Source organism: Autumnicola psychrophila (assembly GCF_031846645.1).
Taxonomy (GTDB): Bacteria; Bacteroidota; Bacteroidia; order Flavobacteriales; family Flavobacteriaceae; genus Autumnicola; species Autumnicola psychrophila.
Window position 1 is genome coordinate 166359 of sequence record NZ_JAVRHN010000006.1, and the last position, 19307, is coordinate 185665.

Here is a 19307-nt window from a genome sequence, read left to right on the forward strand (position 1 = left end):
TACTGAAAATGTACTTTTTGACGACCTCTCTTTATTAATAAAATGATCTTGTTTTCCAGACCAAATTAAAAGATTGTGGAGAGAAAGCAGCTACTGCTTAATATTCTTATTTAATCTATCTATAAAACATGTTTATAACGGCAGTTTTAAACTATAGCTATTAGTTATTAATAACTGATTTCCAGTAGAATTCTTCAGCGGAGCACTTTTATATTAAACGGTCATGGAAAAATCCTGGTTTCGGGTTTACTTTTCTGAAGTAACAAATCGAATGCTAGGTGGATAAAAGACTTACCCCTTGTTTAAAATTACTTGTCTTAGATGATTTATGCTAAATTTAATCGTGTTTAAAAGCGGCAATCACCCTGAAGATATGCATAATAGCAGGAAAGACAGCGTCTATAGACTCCTCTGCTCCTTTTGTAGAACCGGGCAGCGCAAGCACCAGAGTATTTCCAATTAATCCGGATACAGAGCGGGAAAGCATCGAGTACGGCGTCCTGTCCTGACCGTAAGCTCTAATAGCCTCTTCTATTCCCGGCACCGGCCGCTCTAATAGCGGTCTAACAGCTTCCGGCGTGACATCACGTGGAGAAAGTCCGGTGCCGCCGGTAAGGATAACCAGGCTCACTTTGTCATTACATTTCTGCTTTACCAGCTTCTGAATTTCGTCTGTCTCATCGGGTATGATAACATAATCTTCAATTTCTACCTGATAGGTTTTCAGTTTATCGATAATTGCCATTCCGGCACGGTCTTCTTTTTCCCCGGCAGAAATAGAATCTGAACAAACAATTATACTCGCCGAAATTTTATTTTCTTCAACAACTTTCCGATAATCTGTTTTGCCTCCCTTTTTTTCGAGAAGCTTAATATTTTCTATGCTAATTCCTTTATCTATCGGCTTAAGCATATCGTACATGGTAATTGCAACCACAGAAGCGGCGTGCATTGCCTCTACCTCTACCCCCGTTTTATAAATGGTGTGGATTTCTACTTTAATTTTAACTGTAAGCTCTTCAATTTCGTAGGTTATTCCTGTGTACTCGATAGGCAATGGATGACAATCGGGAATCATATCGCTGGTGCGCTTTGCAGCAAAGAGTCCGGCAGTTTTTGCCATTTCAAAAACATCTCCTTTAGGAACTTTTTTCTGTTCAATGGCTTCAATTGTATCGGGACTACTCACCCGAACAATCGCCTGCGCCATAGCTTTTCTAAGCGTATTTGTTTTATGCGTTATATTAACCATTGCCTTTCTTGCTTCTATTTGTTTACTTTCCAGGATTCTTCACTGCTTTCAAGGATCTCTTTTCCCCATACCGGCAATTCTTTTTTTATTCGCTCTACCAGCTCATCACAGGCGTCCATTGCGGGCCGGCGGTGCCTGGAAGAGGTAAAGACAAAAAGGCAAATTTCGCCGGTTTTTACTTCTCCCAGGCTATGATAGATGTGCATACAGGTAAGATCATACTTTTCAAAGATATCTTCCCGTATTTCAAAAGCCTTTTGCAGTGCCATTTCTTCGTAGCAGGTGTATTTTATTGCCTTTACGGCGCTACCGTCTATCTCGTCTGCCCTTACCTGACCAAGGAAAATTGAATGTCCACCAATATTGGTTTTTGTGCTGTGATTCTGAATAGAGGTCGCTATTTTCTCACTGGAAATTGGTCCCTCTACGAATATATTTTTAGGTTTACGCGCCATGGTTTTCTTTTTTTAAAGGTGAAGAAGGATGTAATATTCCTCCTTCTACGGAAAAAATATTTTTCTCCGGAAATTGAATCTTCAGCTCTTCAGCCATTTTTTGACTTCTTGCACCCGATTTACAGAACAACAGAATATTTTCAAAAGTCGCTATCTGCGTCTGATCCTTTACCAGAACAGACATTGGGATTTTTTCTATTTCTGAATTCTCTACTCCCGGTTCTTCATTTAATTCCCGAATATCTATTAACACAGAATTTTTCAAATTTCGTGTCCAGTCGAAAGCCTTTTCCCAGCTGATGCTTTCCGCTACACCACAGTTAATTTCATAATTAGCCGCTTTAAAAGCTTCTTTACTCACCGGAATCTTTTTACGGGCCTCCGGATTTGCTTCTGCCTTGATTTCAAAGAAAGAAGTGGTTTTCAGGTTGTAAAACAATATCTTATTGGAAAGCACCGTCCCCACTCCCGATAGTAATTTAATAGCTTCAGTGGCCTGTAAAGTTCCAATAAGTCCGGGTAGCACTCCGAGTACTCCCGTTTCACTGCAATTTGGTATTTCGTTTGATGAAGGCGGATTTGGGTATACATCCCGATAGTTTATAGGATCCTCTCCATAATTAAAAACCGCAAGCTGACCTTCATATTGATAAATCGCACCCATTATTAATGGTTTACCTAGTAAAAAGCAGGCATCGTTTATCATGTATCTTGTCCCAAAATTGTCTGTCCCGTCCAATACCAGATCATATTCTGAAATCACCTCCAGGGCATTTTCGGGAGTAAGAAATTGTGGAATAATTCTAAAAGCAACATCAGGATATTTTTGTTGTAAAACAGAAGCTGCTGTTTGAGCTTTAGGTTTCCCAACGTCGGCTTGTCCGTACAGGGTTTGTCGGTTAAGATTGGATTCGCTTATGGTATCTCCATCTGCAATCCCTATCGTTCCTACACCGGCCGCGGCAATATGTAGCAAAGCCGGACAACCAAGTCCTCCTGCTCCAACTACGAGCACTTTTGCTCCGGACAATTTTTCCTGCCCCTGGATTCCAAAATCGGGTAATATGGTTTGCCTGTCGAACCTGCTCATCCTCCTGAAAATGGTGGTAACAAGGCTATTTCCTCATTTCCGTTAAGGGCGGTATTTTCCCGAACTATCTGCTGATTTACAGCCAGCGAAAAGTTCTGGGAGTCCAGTTGAGGATATTTTGCTTTTAATCTATCCAGAAGTTCTTTGGTATTCTGGTAATAAGGAAATTGAAATTCTGAAGCCTCAAGCTTTTCTGCAAGCATCCCAAAGGCTTTTATATTGAGTTGTTCCATCTTTTCTCTGCTTCTCTAAGTTCTTGCTGCGTATTGATATTCCGGAAATATTCAGCTGTTTTGCTGAACCCGGAAGATACTAAAGTGTGCTTGTTTTTTAAAATGAAATCTGTCATTTTTAATTCTTCAGCAGTAATAGCATCCTCCACGGTTTTCTTCAGTATTACGGGATAAAGGGCAAACAATGGATTAATCCTTTGCCCTACCAGGGGCGCAATAATTTCCTCTAGATCTGCTTCCGAAGTAAGATTTTTCACTCCCTCTTCTGTTAGAAAAGGCATGTCGCAACTTATTATGAAAACAACATCTGCTGTAGTGTTTTGTAAGGCCGAAAGAAGACCGCCCATTGGGCCTTTTTCCTTTACCACATCTGGAAATACTGAAACTCCAAATTGATTATACTCCGGATTATTGGCAATAATTTTCACAGATAAACCTGCTTTTTTTAAAGTTTTTAGCACATAAGATATCATAGGTTTCCCCTCCATCAGCATCAATCCCTTATCGCGTCCCATACGGCTGCTTTTTCCCCCCGCAAGTACGAAAGCTTCTATTTTTATTTCAGGGTTCATGACAGAATCAGTTTAATTGCTGCTCCCGCTAGGACAAAAGTGAGCAGGTTTTTCACTAATTGTACATTAAAGCGGTGAGAGCCATAATAGCTGCCCAGCATTCCTGCCACCACGGTAGGCGGAATGAAGATCCAGAGCGATTTGTCAAAAGAAAAACTGAAACCAAGCGTGCCAATATATCCCGCCACAGAGTTCACAAATATGAATAAAGCGCTTAAAGCTGCTGTTTGCCTGATGTTTGTCCAGCCCAGCATGAGTACGAGCGGAGAAAGAATAATTCCACCGCCAATTCCTATTAACCCCGAAAAGAAACCGATTAAAATTCCAATAAGTGGCGGCAACCAAAAATTGTTTGCTACAGTTCTGGATTCATTTTGAGGAAAAACCCCGAGAAACCTAAAAACGGGAAATAACAAGAGTACCCCCAGGATTTTCATATAGAGTGCTGTGTCTACCATCACCATTCCCCCTACAAAAGCTGCGGGCATCGAAAATATCACCAGTTGTAGAAATAGTTTCTGTGGAAATTCGCAGGTTTTGCGGTGGTTTAGAAAAGCGATAAATGAAATTATGATATTCATTAAAAGCGCAGTGGGCCTTATTTCCTCTGGTGCAAACCCTGCTAGCGCCAAAATCATCAAATAACTGCTCGCACCACCATGTCCCACCGAAGCATAGAAAAAAGCCGCCACCGGTAATAAAAGGATTAAATAAAAAATTATGTCTGCGGACATTAAAAAAGAATTAGATGCTCTAAAAATAGCAAATCCATTAAGTAGTCTAAAATAATACCTTTAAAATAATTAAGGTAAAAAGAATGATTGCCAGGCTAAGGCCGGTAATCTTCTTGTTTTCCTTATTGAAAAAATCTCCCATTGTTGCTATATGTTTCATTTAAATAAAGGTGATAATGATCTTGAAAATCAGATTCTTAAGAATCTTCAAAGATATGACAAAAGAGTCAGCGAAATGTATGAAAAAAGTAAGGTATCAAATTTGGCAATTTTCGATATCCTGGTTGTGTGATGGTTTCTGTATTAAATTGAACCAAATGCAAATACTATGAATTTTCAGGATTTTTTTCTAAATTCCTCTGAAAAGCATAAGATTATGGATAAAGAAGAAGAACAAAAGTCGATAAGAAATGAATTTTACGATAATGTGAATATGGCTCCCAAAGAGCTGGAAGAGTGGCTAAAAACAGAAGAATCTAAATCTGTAGGCCAGGACAGCGGGAACGGCGAATCCATCGGGCATAAATCTGGAAAGAAAATCATTGCGATTAAAAACAAAAATAAAGATCAATTAACCAAATCAGATTATGAGCATATGAAGAAGGTGAACAGCTATGTGAGCAGGCATACTGCACAAGGTCCTTCTTCAGATAGAAAAGATTCCCCGTGGAGGTATTCTCTAATGAACTGGGGCCATGATCCCTGTAAAGATGACGGGTGCTAGAAAATAGCATCTTCCGAAGAGTGAAAAAAGACAGGTTCGAAATTTGTCAATTTTCGATCTTAAGTAAAACTTATTCCAGGCTCACTAAAAATCCATCTGCTTTTTGATGTATGGAGATTTGTTTGTTATTGTCCCATTTGTCGAAGGTTCCCATCAGCATTCTGAGCCTTGGATTTTTCAGAAAAAAAGTACGATGGTTGTCCATAAATCGCCAGAATAAGGCATCCCAGACTTCCTGCCAGTCGCCTTTGGGATAGTCGCTCATTTTCATAAGATAATTGCTTCCGCTTATGTAGGGTTTAGTAGACATCATCCCTCCATCTGCAAACTGGCTCATGCCATAAACATTGGGCACCATCACCCAATCATACGCATCTATAAACAACTCCATAAACCACCGGTAAACCTCGTCGGGATCAAATTCGCAAAGCAACATAAAGTTACCCAGCACCATCAATCGCTCTATATGGTGGCAGTAGCCTGTTTTCAGCACCTTTTTGATGGTCTCATCTACGGGAACAATTCCGGTGGAGCCATCGTAAAAGCTTTTCGGAATTTTTCTGGTAAAGCCCCAATAATTCCTGGTTCGTTCTTCCCTACCCTTTGCTACGTAAACCCCTCTTATAAATTCCCGCCATCCAACAATTTGGCGGATAAATCCTTCCAGCGAATTTATTGGAATAGCATTGTATGAGTCAAATTCTAGGGCCTGCTCAATGATTTGATGCGGGGTAAGCAAACCAATATTTAGCATGGGCGTGAGCAGACTGTGATTTAGCAACATTTCTTTGTGCACAATGGCATCCTCATAATCTCCAAACTCTACCATTCGAAAATCCAGAAATTGATTTAGCCATTCTTCACTTTCTGAATAGGTCGTGGGATAATTTACCTCTGCGCTAAGAAATCCGGCATTTTCCGAAAAATACTGATTTGTATAAGCGTGGGCTTCCTGAGAATATTGATTGGCAAGCGGAAATGTGGTTTTGATTATCGGTTTTGTTTTTGGATACTTTTTGCGATTCTCTTCATCAAAAGACCATTTACCACCTTCGGGACCTCCGGTTTTATCTATTAATATCCTTCTCTTTATTCTTTCCTGTTTATAAAATTCAGTTTGAAAAAACTTCTTCTTTTCAGATTTGAAGAACTCTTTCAGATCTTCGTTGGTATTCAGGAACATCGGAGATTCTAAAATATTAAGCTCAATTTTCAGTTTTTCGCAACTTGTCTTCAATCTTCTGGTTAACCAATCGTCAACAGGATCGACAACGGCTATGGATTTAACTCCAACCATTTAAATGCACAATTAGCTGCCTAATATCTGCTTCCTGTTGCTGAGATTCAAAATACTTAACTGAAAAGTCTTTTTCCAGCAAAAAATCCTGATAAAATTTTATAGTTGCTCTATGAAAGGCAATTTTTTGTTTGTGGAATTTAAATTGTTTGAAGAATAGATTTTCTTCTATCAAATAAAAATCCCCTTCTATGGAAAAGAGTGGATTTGATTTAAATAATTGATTTGGAAAAATTAATTTTGCGGTACTCATTTTCCGAATTTCTATTTCTTCTGCATTCTTATATCACTATGAAATCAGTTCTTCCCAGATCAGCCTCCAGATTTGACAATTATCGACCTGCAGGAAAATAAATTTCATAAGATTGCTCTTTGTATGATTCTTTCCTGAATATCCTGCTTTCTATTAGCAGAGGATCCAGAATTTTATTATTCAGATTTTGGAAGGAAATTGTTTACTTCCAGCCAATAAATAAAAGCGTCGAACCAACCATTACTGGTACGGTCTGGATTTCCAAGGCCAAAACCATGTCCGCCGTTCTGGTAGAGATGAAACTCAACAGGCACATTAGCCTTATACCAGGACTCTATTAAACCAAACTCTCCATTGAACAGAAAATCATCAGAGGCAATAACATTAAACATTGGAGGAGCGTTCTCTGGCACTTCTACGGCGTTCATGCCACCATAAATTGGACCAATAAAAGCCAATTCCATAGTCCTGGAATTCAGCGTTGAATGCATGGTAAGACCCGCACCGGCCGAGAAGCCAATCATACCTATATTGTTAGGATCAACACCCCACTCTTCAGCACGATCAACAATCATAGCATAAGCAGCCTCGGCATCTTCAAGCTGATTAGACAAATTTGAACGTGGACGTTCCGGTCTTCTGGCTTCCCCATCATCTGAAGATCCAGCCGGAGGCGTGGCAGGAGGATTCATCGAGGTTCTAAAATCGTCAAGTGACTCGGGTGTTGGGTGTAGTCGGTATTTAAGTACGAACGCTGCAATTCCTTTTTCTGCGAGCGCTTCTGCAACTTCCCAGCCTTCGTTACCCATAGAAAGCCATCGAAAACCACCGCCGGGTGCCACAATAATTGTGGTACCAGTCGCCTTGTCCGGATCGGGCAGGAATGGAGTAAGTGTAGCTTCAGTGATATTTCGTGCCATGGGATCTCCCCACTGGCGGAACCAGGTTTCCCCGGCAGGCTGATTTTCAACACCGCCAGTTTCCAAAGGAATGGCATTCGGTTCTTCAGGGTTATCGAGTGGATAAATTGTACCATCCTGTGCCATTCCCGATATAGAAAAGATAAACAGAAATGCACAAACAGTTGTTTTCGCAAAATTAGTGAGTGAATGATTCATTATAAGTTAGTTAATTTTCTAATAATTCTAAATGTATACATTTATATCCTGATTTTTTTATGCTTTGCTTTTCATTCTTAAGTAAAAATGACTTTTCCATTTTTAATGACGGACCACAGCTGTCGTACAATAAATTGTTCCTTCGGAGTGAAATCCCAAAGATTTGGTGCCGAATTTGCCAATTATCGACCTTCTGCTTCAGCTTTATCGAAAATCTTTTTCTTCCGAAGGGAACAGCATCTCAAAATAAGAAGTATAAAAAATTTCAGGTTGAATACTGGATAAAACTTTTTTGTTGAGTCCTTATTCTTCTACAGTATTAAAATACAACTTCGGTTTCATTTTCCCTGCCTGTTTAGTATTTTCAGAAGCATAAAAAGACGCATCAATTGCTCCAAGTGGCTTTATGAGCAATCCTTTTGTGGTACCATTAAGCAGACGCTGCATGACGGGTTGGGAAATGGTAATAAAATTTTTGCCGCCGGGAATTTTATCTACTTCAAAATCATATATCATTTGTGTATTAAAAACTTCCTGATACGGCTTTCCCTGTATAAAACTGTTATGCGTAACCTCTTCCTGCTCCCATGCCTCCTGTCCGTCAAAAATCTCTATCACCCTTACCCGCGGAAATTCCTCTGCAAGTTGATCTTCATAAACTTCTACATAATTTCCTCCCGTGGCGACCGACTGGGTGGTAATCTCGAGAATACCGGCTCCTTTGGCTTCAGAATCTTTGAAATTTTCCAGATCCCAACGCAAAATTGCCCATTGATTTCCATTGACCGTTAAAACCCGGAAAACACCTTCTTTCTCCCGAACATGCCAGTCATTTAAATTTAGTTCAGGATATTCTTTATTGATCAAGGCGTCGTGGGCGACCTCTGCTTTATTCGAAAAGCTGCTGAGCTGGGGAATTGCCGGATGGTAAGGTATTTGAATTCCTTTATCGGGTCCGGCTTTTTTGGTGTTGATGATGTCTGCCTTTATATAATCGACATCCACCTCATATTTACCCGGACCAAAATCTGTCACATTAAATTGAATAAACAGAGAATCCCCGGGAATAGCATCAAGATTATTTGTGGTCATACTTATTACATGCCAGTCCTGGTCTTGCAGTTCAAACTCCATTAAATCATGATGAAATTCGGTTGTTCTTTGGGTGTTGACCATGATATTCACCCGCTTAGGCGGATTTTTAATCCGTACCCGTGCTTCCACCCGCAGTTCGGAATCTGGTCCTTTTAACTTTTTCAGGTTTAGATAAGGAGCAACATTTCGTTTGGTAATGGCATACCAGACATTATGTTGATCGTTGGTGGCATCTATATAAATAGTGGCAAAACTCTCTTTTTCCTGTACAAAATCTATTTCCGCATTTCCATCTCCCGTAAAATAAAGCCAGTCTTCCAATTCCTCTTTTTCAAAATCATCAATAAACTGGGCGCTGCAAAAACGCGAAATAAGAAACAATGCAATAAAAACAGCTAAGCCTTTTTTCCTGAACATCTGTGTATTTATTTAAAATAGACCTAAAACTAAATCTTTATTTACACATTTAATGACCAGGAATGATAAATATTATAAACGAATTGGAAAAGCTGCCACTTATTTCCTGCTTTTTTATTTTCTATAATTTCTATAATACAATATATTTATATGCACCTAAACCGGTAATCTTTTATTGATGAACATGAAACACTACTTATTTCAATTCTTTTGCCTGTGGTTTTTTTTTACATACACCAACAAAGCAGCTGCTTTCCAAACTTCCTCCCCTGAAGACATTCACGTATGGGAAATGCAGGAATTAACTTTTGAAGCTGAAAACACTTATGATAATTATTACACAGATGTTAAGGTATGGGTAGATTTAAAAGGTCCCGGTTTTTCAAAACGTATCTACGGATTTTGGGATGGTGACAATATTTTTAGAGTAAGGCTGGTGGCAACAGCGCCAGGTGAATGGGAATGGACCAGCGGATCTACTTCTGAAGATTCTGGATTAAAACAGAAGTCAGGTAAATTTACAGCTGTAGAATGGACAGAACAGGAAAAGCAGGAAAATCCTAACCGACGGGGCTTTGTACAGGCCACACCAAACGGACACGCCCTGCAATATGCAGATGGCACTCCGTATTTCATGGTTGGCGATACCTGGCTTGCCGGTAGCACCTGGCGGCTGCCGTTTCGCAGTGCTTCCACATCAGACGAATATAGTCCGGGACCGGGAATTGGTTTTGAGGATGCGCTAAATTACCGCCGGAACCAGGGCTTTAATTCCGTTAGTATGATTGCAGCCTTTCCAAACTGGGAAGCCGATAATAACCCCAGCACTTATGCCGATGAAAACGGAATTTTTGTGCGTAATGCCTGGGAAAAGTTTGGCTATGATGTTGCCAGTGATGAAGGAATAGACGCTTCGGGCGGCGAAAGTTACTGGGGAACTTTTACCGCAAAAAATATGCGGGATGAATATGGGAACTTGCCCTTTTCTATGTCTGCTGAACATAAAGGAGTCTCAAATTTCAACAATATCAATCCGGAATACTTTCAGAGTCTCGACAAGAAAATGCAATATATGTCGAAAGAAGGATTTGTGCCTTTGCTGGAAACTATTCGGCGGGATGCAGGACCTTCATGGAATGCTTATTTCAACTTTAAGGAATCCTTTGCCCGCTATGTGCAGTACCTGATTTCCCGTTACGGAGCGCAGAACTTTTTGTTCAGCGGAATTCACCTTGACTGGATTCCGGAAGATTTCAGTCTTACAGCAGAGCAGTTTAACGAGGCCCTCACCTACCACTTAAATACCTATGGGCCGCCACCTTTTGGGCAGCCGCATACAAGTCTAATAGACCGCTCCACGTATACAACCTTTGGCCACGGGGAGGAAGTGCCCTGGCTGGATATGCACAGCGTAGGGAACAAACCGAGGGACCACGGATTTTACGGGGCTATGGACACTTTATTTCATTTAGAACCTCCGTATCCTGCCATTAATTTTGAGCCTTATTATACAGGCTGGGATCATGAAATCAACAAACCTGGTGGGGAAACTCCAGTAGCCAATTCCGATAGGGATAATTATTTTGCACGCGCACAAATGTACGGGTCTGTGCTTTCAGGAGGCTTAGCAGGCCACGTTCATGGGACAGCAGCTTATGATATTACCACTACCGGAGAGCCCGCCGGAGCCCGCCCTCAAATTTGGGATGCACTGAAATATGAATCCGGAAATCAAATGCAGCACCTTAGATCGTTTATGCTTTCTGAAGGTGATCGTTATCAACAACTGAAACCCAGTCATCAACGCCTCCATCCGCATAAATCCGAAACCAGCAAGTTACGCGGTTTGGACGGTTGGACACTCATGATGATGACTCCGGAAAAGGATTTCTCTTTGTTGTATATTGAAAATAAGGCAGAGCTGCCAACCATAAGCGGATTAAAGAAAAATACTTCTTATTCCTTTGAATGGTATAATCCCAGGAACGGGGAATGGCATGAACCTGAAGTAATTAAATCTGATCGGAAGGGAAATTTGAAGCTTTCCAACTTTCCTGATGGTTCAAATCCATCTTCTAAGGACTGGGCAGCCAAAATTCTGCAAACGGAATAAAACAGCGATTTTAAGAAGGCCTCAAATTTGGCAATTATCGACCTATAGAGAAGTCAACTTCTATTTATAAGTTGTAAATCTTTACCAAAGTTCCGGCTTTAACCTCTTCTTTATCTTCTTCTAACTCCACAAGGCAATTCGCAGTACTAAACGCCTGCAGATTGAAGGACTGTTGTGCGCCTAAAACTTCTACTTCGGCTCCATTGGTTTTGGCTTTTACGAAAAAGGTCAGACCCGGCTTTTTCTTATGAACTTCGGCTAAAATCAGCTCGCTATCAGCATTCCAGACATTATTCCGACCTTTAAAGTAATAGAGACAGGGCTTTACATACTGATTAAAACAACTTAAAACCGAAGCAGGATTCCCCGGAAGTGCAAAAATCCATTTTTCTTCCTTTTTACCAGCGAACATTGGTTTTCCCGGCCGTTGTTTTATTTTGTAGAAAAGCTCCTTCACTCCTGCATTTTCCAGGCATTCCTTTACAAAATCATAATCGCCCACAGAAATACCTCCGCTTAAAATAAGCACATCCTGTTGCTCCAGGGCTTCATCAATTATTTTCTGAAGCTCCTCTTTTTTATCTGATGCTTTTCTGGGAAAAATTTCTGTTACTCCGGTCTTTTTCAGCAAAGCTTCGAGCATGGGTCCGTTGGAATTATAAATTTCGCCTGATTTTAGGGGAGATCCCGGTTCTTTTAATTCATCTCCGGTAATGATATAAGCCACAGAAGGTGCTTTATAGATTTTAACCTCAGCCAGGCCAACAGAAGCCAACAGCCCAATAATGCCGGGAGAAATTACTGTTCCTCTTTTCAGAATCAAATCGCCACGTTTACATTGCGAGCCTTTTAAGCGCACGTTGCTCCCGCTACTTATTTTATCCTGCTGATAATATATTTCACCTGAAACTTCATTTTTGGCTATTAATTCCTGCGGAATAACCGTATCTGTTCCTTCCGGAATTTTAGCCCCGGTAAAAATGCGTGCGGCCTCTCCCCTTTCTATTTTATATGCTGATGTATCTCCTGCCTGAACAATGGTATTCACTTTCCAGCGCTGAAGTTTTACGTCAAACTTCAGAGCATAACCGTCCATAGCCGAATTATTAAATGAGGGAACATCTATGGGGGAATTTATATCTTCAGCTACTATAGAGTCAAGGCTTTGGCCAAGCGGTACCGCCTCAATTTTTCCTCTTGTACAATTCTCTGAAAGAATTTTCCTGGCTTCATTTACTGAAATCATCCGCCTATTTTAATCATACTACGGTTCTTAATTGCAGAAGCTTCTGCATCTTTATAGGATTTGGCAAACTGTCCGCCCATCACCGCATGTTTTCTTCGCACTGAAGTTTTAATCAGCGGAATTATATCCTCTCCTTTTCTAAGAGTTCCCAAGATATCCATTTCTTCACTTCCAAAGAGGCAGTTTTTCATCTTTCCGTCTGCGGTTAGGCGCATCCGGTTACAGTCTCCGCAAAAATGTTCGGTCATTGTGGTAATAAAAGCAAACGTACCTTCATGCCCTATGGCTTTATATTTTTTGGCGGTTGCATGAGGTCTATCTTTCAGTTTCACCATATCATATTCTTCCTCTACCCACTTAAGCATTTGCGTGGCCGTAATGACTTTTTTGCTGTTCCAGTGATTACCTTCAAAAGGCATAAACTCAATCATTCGCACGTGTAACGGTAAATCTTTGGTAATCGCCACAAAATCAAGAATCTCTTTTTCTATGACTCCTTCTATTGCTACGGCATTGATTTTGACCCTGAAACCTTCGTCTAAAAGCAACAAAATATTATTCCATACCAGCTGAAACTGATCTCTTTTGGTAATCTTTTTAAAAGTTTCGGAATCTAAAGTATCCAGGCTCACATTCAGGGATTTTACTCCGGCTGCCTTCAACTGCGGAATATATTTATGACCGAGTACAGCGTTGGTGGTAAGGCTTATCTCTACGGGTAAATTTGAAAGCTTTTGAAGGATTTCCGAAAATTCTTTTCGAACCATCGGCTCGCCCCCGGTTAACCTGATTTTATTAACGCCCAGATCTACAAAAGTTTTCGCAATTTGCACAATTTCTTCCACCTGCATAAGGTGCTTGTTAGGCAAACACTGGATATTCTCATCTGGCATACAATACTGGCACCTGAAGTTACAGCTGTCTGTAAGAGAAATCCTAAGGTAATCGTGAATTCTTTGATGAGTATCCTGAAGCATTATACATTTTTAGAATTCTAAATTTAAGGAATAAGAATTACAGAAACCAAAGTCTACGAGCCTTTTTAATTTTTACTCGATAATCGAGATTTAATGCTCCGAGGCTTGCCTCGAAATCGAAAATCATTTCTTCTTAATTCTTCGTGGGCTTGCCCCAAAGCAGTATACTACGGATATGTTATTTACAACCTCTTTTTCTGAAGAAAAGAAAAAAGTCAAGCCCGGAATTTGCCAATTTTCGATCTTTATTCCCCAGAAAGACCAAAAAATGCAGATTATTTCAGCTTGAATTCAGAAAAAGGTTAAAATCAGCTACTTTTTTACTTTTTGCATTGTAAATTTTTTCTTCCGAAGAAAATAGGTAGAAGGACAGCCTTCAAATTTGGCAATTATCGACCTGAATAATGGCAAATGGCTAAAATTCAGCTCAATTTTAGCGATTTCAGAAAAAAAAAGAGGAGCAAATGAATCTGCTCCTCTGATTTATTTTTAAATGTTTCAATCCTACTTTTAATTCATTTCAGGAGTAATAATTTGATAATTTCCGCTTAAATGCATCAGGCTAAAGAGGTACATAAGGCCATCAAAGTAAGGATCAAAATACGCGTCTGGATAAGGTTCCAGTTTGGCATTCCAGATTGCATCCACAAATTCCCGACTTTTCTCCTGGGGACTCATAATAGCAGTAGTAGCCGCGGTAGAGACTAATCCCAGCGAATGTCTTAACTTCTGGTAACCTCCCGCAGGCAGGATCCAGTCTGGAGTTGTTCCATCTATGTTATATTGATCTACGTAAGTATCCATTCCCTGCTCATACAGGAAATTCTGAAAACGTTTGGCATAATCCTGCTGCCACTCCTTGTCTTTTGCATACCAGCTATAGTCCATCGCAACATTCATAGGAACCCGCCAGGAGTCATACCTGAAGGCATCACCCATTTTACCCCTGCTATGCGGCTCACCGCTAAATTCAGAATAATCTGGTGTTAAAGCCGTGACGGGATGAGTAGCGCGATGAAGAAAAGCGCGGGCAGTATCGGCATATTCCCTGTACAATTCTTCCCGCCCATCATTGGCATAATCTGCCCAGACTTCGTAAAATGCGGACAAATGGTAAGATGGGTCTGTCCAGTCGTAACCACTTTCGTCTGGTACGAAATTTATCATTTTATGCTCTGTATTAATCACATTTTTAATACCCATAGTACCGTCTTTACTATACATCGCGTCAAGAATTCTTCTTGCTTCTGCATAGTAATCTATACCGGTATCATTCCCCCAACGGTTTGAGGCAAATAAAAGATCGGTAACAAAATACAGCTCCCCGTCTGAAGCTGAACCTTCGGCATTATGTTTTCCGGTTTTGGGATCTACGCTCCAGGCAAAATAGGCATCACGCGGGCCGCCCTGGTGCTGCATATTTTCTTTCGTCCAACGCCAGAGTTTATCAAAAACATCTTTTTTATCCAGCTGCACGGCCACCATCATGCCGTATGAAAGCCCTTCTGTTCTCGCATCCTTATTTTTAATATCGGAAACGTAAGCCATAGAATCATTAACCTCAAAATAAACACGTTCTGGTCCTTCAAAAAGATCATGATATGCTTTCTTCAGTTTTGCGTCAATGGCTTCCTGCGAATAACCGGCCTCTAAAAACACATTACGATATTTGCCTGTTTCGGCAGCTCCTTTTTCCCATGGTTCTAAATTTCCGCGAGAATCTGTAACATTATCTTTTGATTCACGCTGTTTAGCAGATGAACATCCTGCTATTGAAATAAGAACAATCACCAAAAAGGCAATTGTGCTTAATAATTGATTTTTCTTCATTTTAGTAGTAGTAGCTTTAGTAATTTAATATTTAATAAAGGCCATCTGAAAAGAATGGTTTTGATGTCATCAATTTCTCGTCTTATTAAGATCTTTCAAGATAGTAATTTTAGGGTTATAGCCACAGCTACTTTTAATAATATCTATACAGATGGTTATCTTCCTTTTGGATCCTGTTGGGACAATCCCACCGAGGAGTTTATGGACTTTTCACCTAATTTGCGCCCAATTACCCACTTTACGAATTAACTATATCCTATCGCTTCTTTTTCAGAGAATATAAATCTTTCCTTCTATCTTTCATATTTCTTACACTTCCGAAGTTGTGCAACTCTTTCAATAAATCCAGATCTACATCTACCAGCAGCGTACTTTCTGTATTCGGCGTAGCTTCAGCTTTAATTCCGTTTACCGGGAATGCAAAGTCAGACGGAGTTAAAACTGCGCTTTGTGCATACTGAATATCCATATTGTTGACCTTAGGCAAATTCCCTACAGAACCAGCGATAGCTACATAACATTCATTCTCCACCGCCCTCGCCTGTGCACAGATTTTCACACGGGAATAGCCGTTTTGAGTATCTGTCATAAAAGGAACAAAAAGAATATTCATCCCTTCTTCTGCCAAAATCCTGGAAACTTCAGGAAATTCCACATCGTAACAAATTAAAACTCCAATCTTACCACAATCTGTATCAAAAGTTTCCAGTTTATTACCGCCCTTCATTCCCCAGGCAGATTCTTCTGCCGGAGTAATATGGAGTTTTTCATAACGTTCATAACTTCCATCTCTTCGGCACAGGTAACCAACATTATACATGTGCTCACCAATAGCCTGCGGCATGCTTCCGGTAATAATATTGATGTTATAGTTAATTGCAAACTCACTGAAAGTTTCCAGGAGACGATCTGTATACCCTGAAAGTCCGCGAATTGCTTCAGGTTCTGAAAGATGATTGAATTGCGCCATTAAAGGAGCATTAAACAATTCAGGAAAAAGAATAAAGTCGCTCTGGTAATTGCTTACCGCATCTACAAAAAATTCAATCTGGGACACCAGCGCTTCATAATCCTTGAACAGCCTCATTTGCCATTGTACGAGGCCCAATCTTACAACTGTTTTTGTAGTATTTACAAGCTTTTGAGGTTTTGTGTAATAGATGTTATTCCACTCCATTAAAGTGGCAAATTCTTTACTTTCATGGTCGCCTGATAGATATCCTTTAATCACCTTTTTAACGTGAAAATCGTTGGATAGCTGGAAAGACAACACAGGATCGTGAATTTCCTGAAGTTTGACTTTATCAATATATTTTTTAGGCGTTAACTCATCGGCATATTTTGAATAATTTGGTATTCGCCCTCCAAAAATGATCGATTTTAGATTAAGGTGCTCGCAAAGTTCTTTCCTTGCTTCATAAAGTCTTCTTCCCAATCTCATGCCCCGGAATTCCGGGTGAATAAAAACATCTATTCCGTAGAGAACATTTCCGTTTTTGGTATGTGTAGAAAAATTTTCACCACCAAGAATTTCTTCATAGTTGTGATTATCGTCAAAATTATCATAGTCTACAATAATGGAAAGTGCACAGCCGGCAATTCTATTATCTATAATAATACACAACTGGCCTTCAGGAAATTTATTGACAAGCGTCTTAATTTCACCTTTGGTCCAATATTCATCGGGCATCGCATGATAACTTTTTATCATGGAAACCTTCAACTCTTCATAATCCTTAACCCGTAAATTCCTTAACTCAATTTTTGCTGAATCGATCACTCTTATTTTTTAAATATTTGGTTGCAAAGATACTGCCTAAATAAGTGATTCTGAAATAAAAGAAAGTGAACAGAAAATTTCTGAAGTCTTAAACCTGGTAAAGATCATTTTTAATAGCAAAAAGCACCAGGCCAATCCTGCTCTTTACTTCAAGCTTTTCGAAGAGGCTTTCCCTGTAGCCGTCAATTGTTTTTGGGCTTAGATTCATTTCTCCCGCTACTTCTTTATAGGTCATTTCAGAACAGGCATGGTTTAAAAATTCCAGTTCACGCCGTGTGAGGTTTTCAAATTTCTTCCCGGGCTTACCCTTTATCATCGCTTCTGAAACTTCATCGCTGTAGTAATACCCGCTGTTTAGAACTGATTGTAGCGCATAAAGAAACTCATCTGGCTCAATATCTTTCAGCAAATATCCCCTGCAGCCATTTCTAATCATTTTGATGATATAATTTTCATCATGCTCCATGGTTAAAGCAAGAGCCTTTTGTTCAGGATAGTTTTCCTTTAACCATTCCATAGTCTCCAGGCCGTCTTTCACCGGCATTTTTATATCCAGAAGAACAATATCGGGCTTAGGTTTGCCTGTGTTGAAATAGTCAACCAATTCCTGTCCGTTTTTGAAAATCTCCACAACCTCAAAATCATCATAGGTTTTTAAAAGTCCGTGAAGGGATTTAGCAAAGAGAGTGTGATCATCAACGATTATAATCGTTTTATTCATTTTTTCCAGGGTTAGAAGGATAGGATAAAGATAGAAAAGTTCCTTTGTTTTCTGAAGAACTTAGACGGAAGTCTGTTTTAATAAGTGCCGCCCTGCTCTTCATATTTAGTAATCCTGAACTTTTGTTAACCTCTTCAGGATTAAAACCAATGCCATCATCCTGAACTTCAATTTTCAAATTATCAGGCAAATACGAAAATTTAACCATTAAATTTGGAGCTTTTGCGTGCTTAATTACATTCGAGAAAAATTCCTGAAGAATACGAAAAAGGATTATTTCGTCTTTTTTATCAATCTCGAATTTTTCACCTTCTATTTTGAATTCCACCTGAAGGATATTAAGCCGTTCGAATCTATTAAGTTCATTTTCCACAGAAGCCATTAGCCCGGCATATTCCACAACTTCGTTATTTAGGGATTTTGACAGAGCGCGGACTTCCTGTAAAGAAGCAGCCACCACTTCCTTTATCTCCAGAACCTCTTCCTTTTCAGGTAAGGTTTTGGAAAGAATATTTAATTGAAGATTAGCCACAGAAAGCAGCTGACCGATATTATCGTGCAACTCCCAGCTAACATTTTTAAGGGTTTGCTCCTGAATTTCTATCCTGGACTGTACAATTTCCTGCTCATAACGTTTTTCTGCCTCAAATTTTTCCTCCAGAAGTTTGTTTTTCCGTCTTTGGTAGGTGATAAAAAAAATGATCACAAAAGCCGTTAGCAGCAAGATCACTAACACAAAATAGATGATGAGTAAGATTTCTTCTTTAGAAAGCATTTCTTTAAGTTCTTACGGAGTTCTTCTTGTTGGCCAGGAATAAAAAGGCGAGACTATAAGAACTGTACATAAAAATATTCATAACAACTAAAATTAAAGTACTTACTTCCACGAATTCAGGGCTTTTCATTGTAAAATACGTGAAATAGATAAAAATAGGAGTGGTGGTTAAAAAATATAAAATTGCTGGAAAAGAGATATAAAAACTGATCTCCCTTTTTATACTCAGGATTTTATTACTCAGCAGGATTTCAAAATAATAATAGAAAATTACTCCTAGCAGAAATAAAGCGCCGCTTAAATAAGTGACAATTGAATTACTCTTGAGAAAAACATCTGAAAATAATAGATTTACAATACATACTATCACGTAAAGTATTAACCCCAGATTTATAAATTTCCTTATTTTTTCATTCGAAATACTCCAATTAAAATATAGGATATAAACCGTAAAGCTGATAATAAGATAAGGATTAAAGAGCCAAAAATTACTGTACCAAAAGGTGTTTTTAAGAAAATGCAAAAACTGATTATAATAAATTATCGACGGAATTGATCCTATGGTTTCAACAAAAAATGTAAGCAACAAAAAATACGAAAAAAATCCAACCGCTTTATCAGCTGG

The 19307-nt window shown here is 39.4% G+C and carries 19 protein-coding genes; 3 read left to right on the plus strand and 16 right to left on the minus strand.

Annotation, left to right across the window (positions count from 1 at the left end; translation table 11 throughout):
- Window positions 1–337: 337 nt before the first annotated feature.
- Genes moaCB through RM541_RS09550 form a run of 6 tightly spaced genes read right to left on the minus strand, consistent with a single transcriptional unit; the run spans window position 338 to window position 4336 of the window.
- Window positions 338–1252: a bifunctional molybdenum cofactor biosynthesis protein MoaC/MoaB gene (moaCB, locus tag RM541_RS09525; protein WP_311499932.1), complete on the minus strand. Its 915-nt coding sequence runs from the start codon at window positions 1250–1252 to the stop codon at window positions 338–340.
- Between the two features lie 14 nt (window positions 1253–1266).
- Window positions 1267–1707 (minus strand): molybdenum cofactor biosynthesis protein MoaE, encoded by a 441-nt coding sequence (locus RM541_RS09530; protein ID WP_311499933.1) that lies wholly within the window; start codon window positions 1705–1707, stop codon window positions 1267–1269.
- The gene (locus RM541_RS09535) at window positions 1697–2797 is read right to left on the minus strand and encodes a HesA/MoeB/ThiF family protein (RefSeq protein ID WP_311499934.1); all 1101 of its coding nucleotides are present in this window, start codon (window positions 2795–2797) and stop codon (window positions 1697–1699) included. Before RM541_RS09535 ends, RM541_RS09530 begins: the two co-directional genes overlap by 11 nt.
- Window positions 2794–3030: a MoaD/ThiS family protein gene (locus RM541_RS09540; protein WP_311499935.1), complete on the minus strand. Its 237-nt coding sequence runs from the start codon at window positions 3028–3030 to the stop codon at window positions 2794–2796. The genes RM541_RS09535 and RM541_RS09540 overlap by 4 nt, the downstream gene beginning before the upstream one ends.
- Entirely contained in the window at window positions 3012–3602 is a 591-nt protein-coding gene (gene mobA / locus RM541_RS09545) for a molybdenum cofactor guanylyltransferase (RefSeq protein WP_311499936.1), read from the minus strand. The genes RM541_RS09540 and mobA overlap by 19 nt, the downstream gene beginning before the upstream one ends.
- Window positions 3599–4336 (minus strand): sulfite exporter TauE/SafE family protein, encoded by a 738-nt coding sequence (locus RM541_RS09550; protein ID WP_311499937.1) that lies wholly within the window; start codon window positions 4334–4336, stop codon window positions 3599–3601. The genes mobA and RM541_RS09550 overlap by 4 nt, the downstream gene beginning before the upstream one ends.
- Before the next feature lie 376 nt (window positions 4337–4712).
- Here RM541_RS09550 and RM541_RS09555 point away from each other — a divergent pair, with 376 nt between their 5' ends.
- Entirely contained in the window at window positions 4713–5060 is a 348-nt protein-coding gene (locus RM541_RS09555) for a DUF3140 domain-containing protein (RefSeq protein ID WP_311499938.1), read from the plus strand.
- A gap of 70 nt (window positions 5061–5130) precedes the next feature.
- On the opposite strand, the gene RM541_RS09560 is transcribed toward RM541_RS09555, so the two are convergent.
- The 4 genes from RM541_RS09560 to RM541_RS09575 all read right to left on the minus strand — a co-directional run bounded on the left by RM541_RS09560 (window position 5131) and on the right by RM541_RS09575 (window position 9240).
- Complete coding sequence (locus RM541_RS09560) at window positions 5131–6357, minus strand: cryptochrome/photolyase family protein (RefSeq protein ID WP_311499939.1); 1227 nt, start codon at window positions 6355–6357, stop codon at window positions 5131–5133.
- The gene (locus tag RM541_RS09565; protein ID WP_311499940.1) at window positions 6344–6610 is read right to left on the minus strand and encodes a cryptochrome/photolyase family protein; all 267 of its coding nucleotides are present in this window, start codon (window positions 6608–6610) and stop codon (window positions 6344–6346) included. Before RM541_RS09565 ends, RM541_RS09560 begins: the two co-directional genes overlap by 14 nt.
- Window positions 6611–6786: 176 nt before the next feature.
- Window positions 6787–7728, minus strand: a complete 942-nt coding sequence (locus tag RM541_RS09570; RefSeq protein ID WP_311499941.1) for an alpha/beta hydrolase — start codon at window positions 7726–7728, stop codon at window positions 6787–6789.
- Window positions 7729–8031: 303 nt separating this feature from the next.
- Entirely contained in the window at window positions 8032–9240 is a 1209-nt protein-coding gene (locus RM541_RS09575) for a hypothetical protein (protein ID WP_311499942.1), read from the minus strand.
- Window positions 9241–9424: 184 nt separating this feature from the next.
- Here RM541_RS09575 and RM541_RS09580 point away from each other — a divergent pair, with 184 nt between their 5' ends.
- On the plus strand, window positions 9425–11353 hold the full coding sequence (locus RM541_RS09580; protein ID WP_311499943.1) for an apiosidase-like domain-containing protein: 1929 nt from the start codon (window positions 9425–9427) through the stop codon (window positions 11351–11353).
- A gap of 64 nt (window positions 11354–11417) precedes the next feature.
- Here RM541_RS09580 and RM541_RS09585 read toward each other — a convergent pair whose 3' ends face one another.
- The 3 genes from RM541_RS09585 to RM541_RS09595 all read right to left on the minus strand — a co-directional run bounded on the left by RM541_RS09585 (window position 11418) and on the right by RM541_RS09595 (window position 15406).
- Entirely contained in the window at window positions 11418–12599 is a 1182-nt protein-coding gene (locus tag RM541_RS09585; protein ID WP_311499944.1) for a molybdopterin molybdotransferase MoeA, read from the minus strand.
- Window positions 12596–13576 (minus strand): GTP 3',8-cyclase MoaA, encoded by a 981-nt coding sequence (gene moaA / locus RM541_RS09590; RefSeq protein ID WP_311499945.1) that lies wholly within the window; start codon window positions 13574–13576, stop codon window positions 12596–12598. The genes RM541_RS09585 and moaA overlap by 4 nt, the downstream gene beginning before the upstream one ends.
- A gap of 510 nt (window positions 13577–14086) precedes the next feature.
- Window positions 14087–15406, minus strand: coding sequence for a family 8 glycosyl hydrolase (locus RM541_RS09595; RefSeq protein WP_311499946.1), 1320 nt, complete (start codon window positions 15404–15406; stop codon window positions 14087–14089).
- A gap of 63 nt (window positions 15407–15469) precedes the next feature.
- On the opposite strand from RM541_RS09595, the gene RM541_RS09600 reads away from it, so the two are divergent.
- Window positions 15470–15655, plus strand: a complete 186-nt coding sequence (locus RM541_RS09600) for a hypothetical protein (protein WP_311499947.1) — start codon at window positions 15470–15472, stop codon at window positions 15653–15655.
- A gap of 7 nt (window positions 15656–15662) precedes the next feature.
- Here the strand turns inward: RM541_RS09600 and RM541_RS09605 are convergent, their stop codons facing one another.
- The 3 genes from RM541_RS09605 to RM541_RS09615 form a co-directional block, all read right to left on the minus strand.
- Complete coding sequence (locus tag RM541_RS09605; RefSeq protein WP_311499948.1) at window positions 15663–17186, minus strand: carbon-nitrogen hydrolase family protein; 1524 nt, start codon at window positions 17184–17186, stop codon at window positions 15663–15665.
- Between the two features lie 88 nt (window positions 17187–17274).
- Window positions 17275–17907: a response regulator gene (locus tag RM541_RS09610; protein ID WP_311499949.1), complete on the minus strand. Its 633-nt coding sequence runs from the start codon at window positions 17905–17907 to the stop codon at window positions 17275–17277.
- Window positions 17900–18682: a sensor histidine kinase gene (locus RM541_RS09615; RefSeq protein ID WP_311499950.1), complete on the minus strand. Its 783-nt coding sequence runs from the start codon at window positions 18680–18682 to the stop codon at window positions 17900–17902. Before RM541_RS09615 ends, RM541_RS09610 begins: the two co-directional genes overlap by 8 nt.
- Between the last annotated feature and the right edge of the window lie 625 nt (window positions 18683–19307).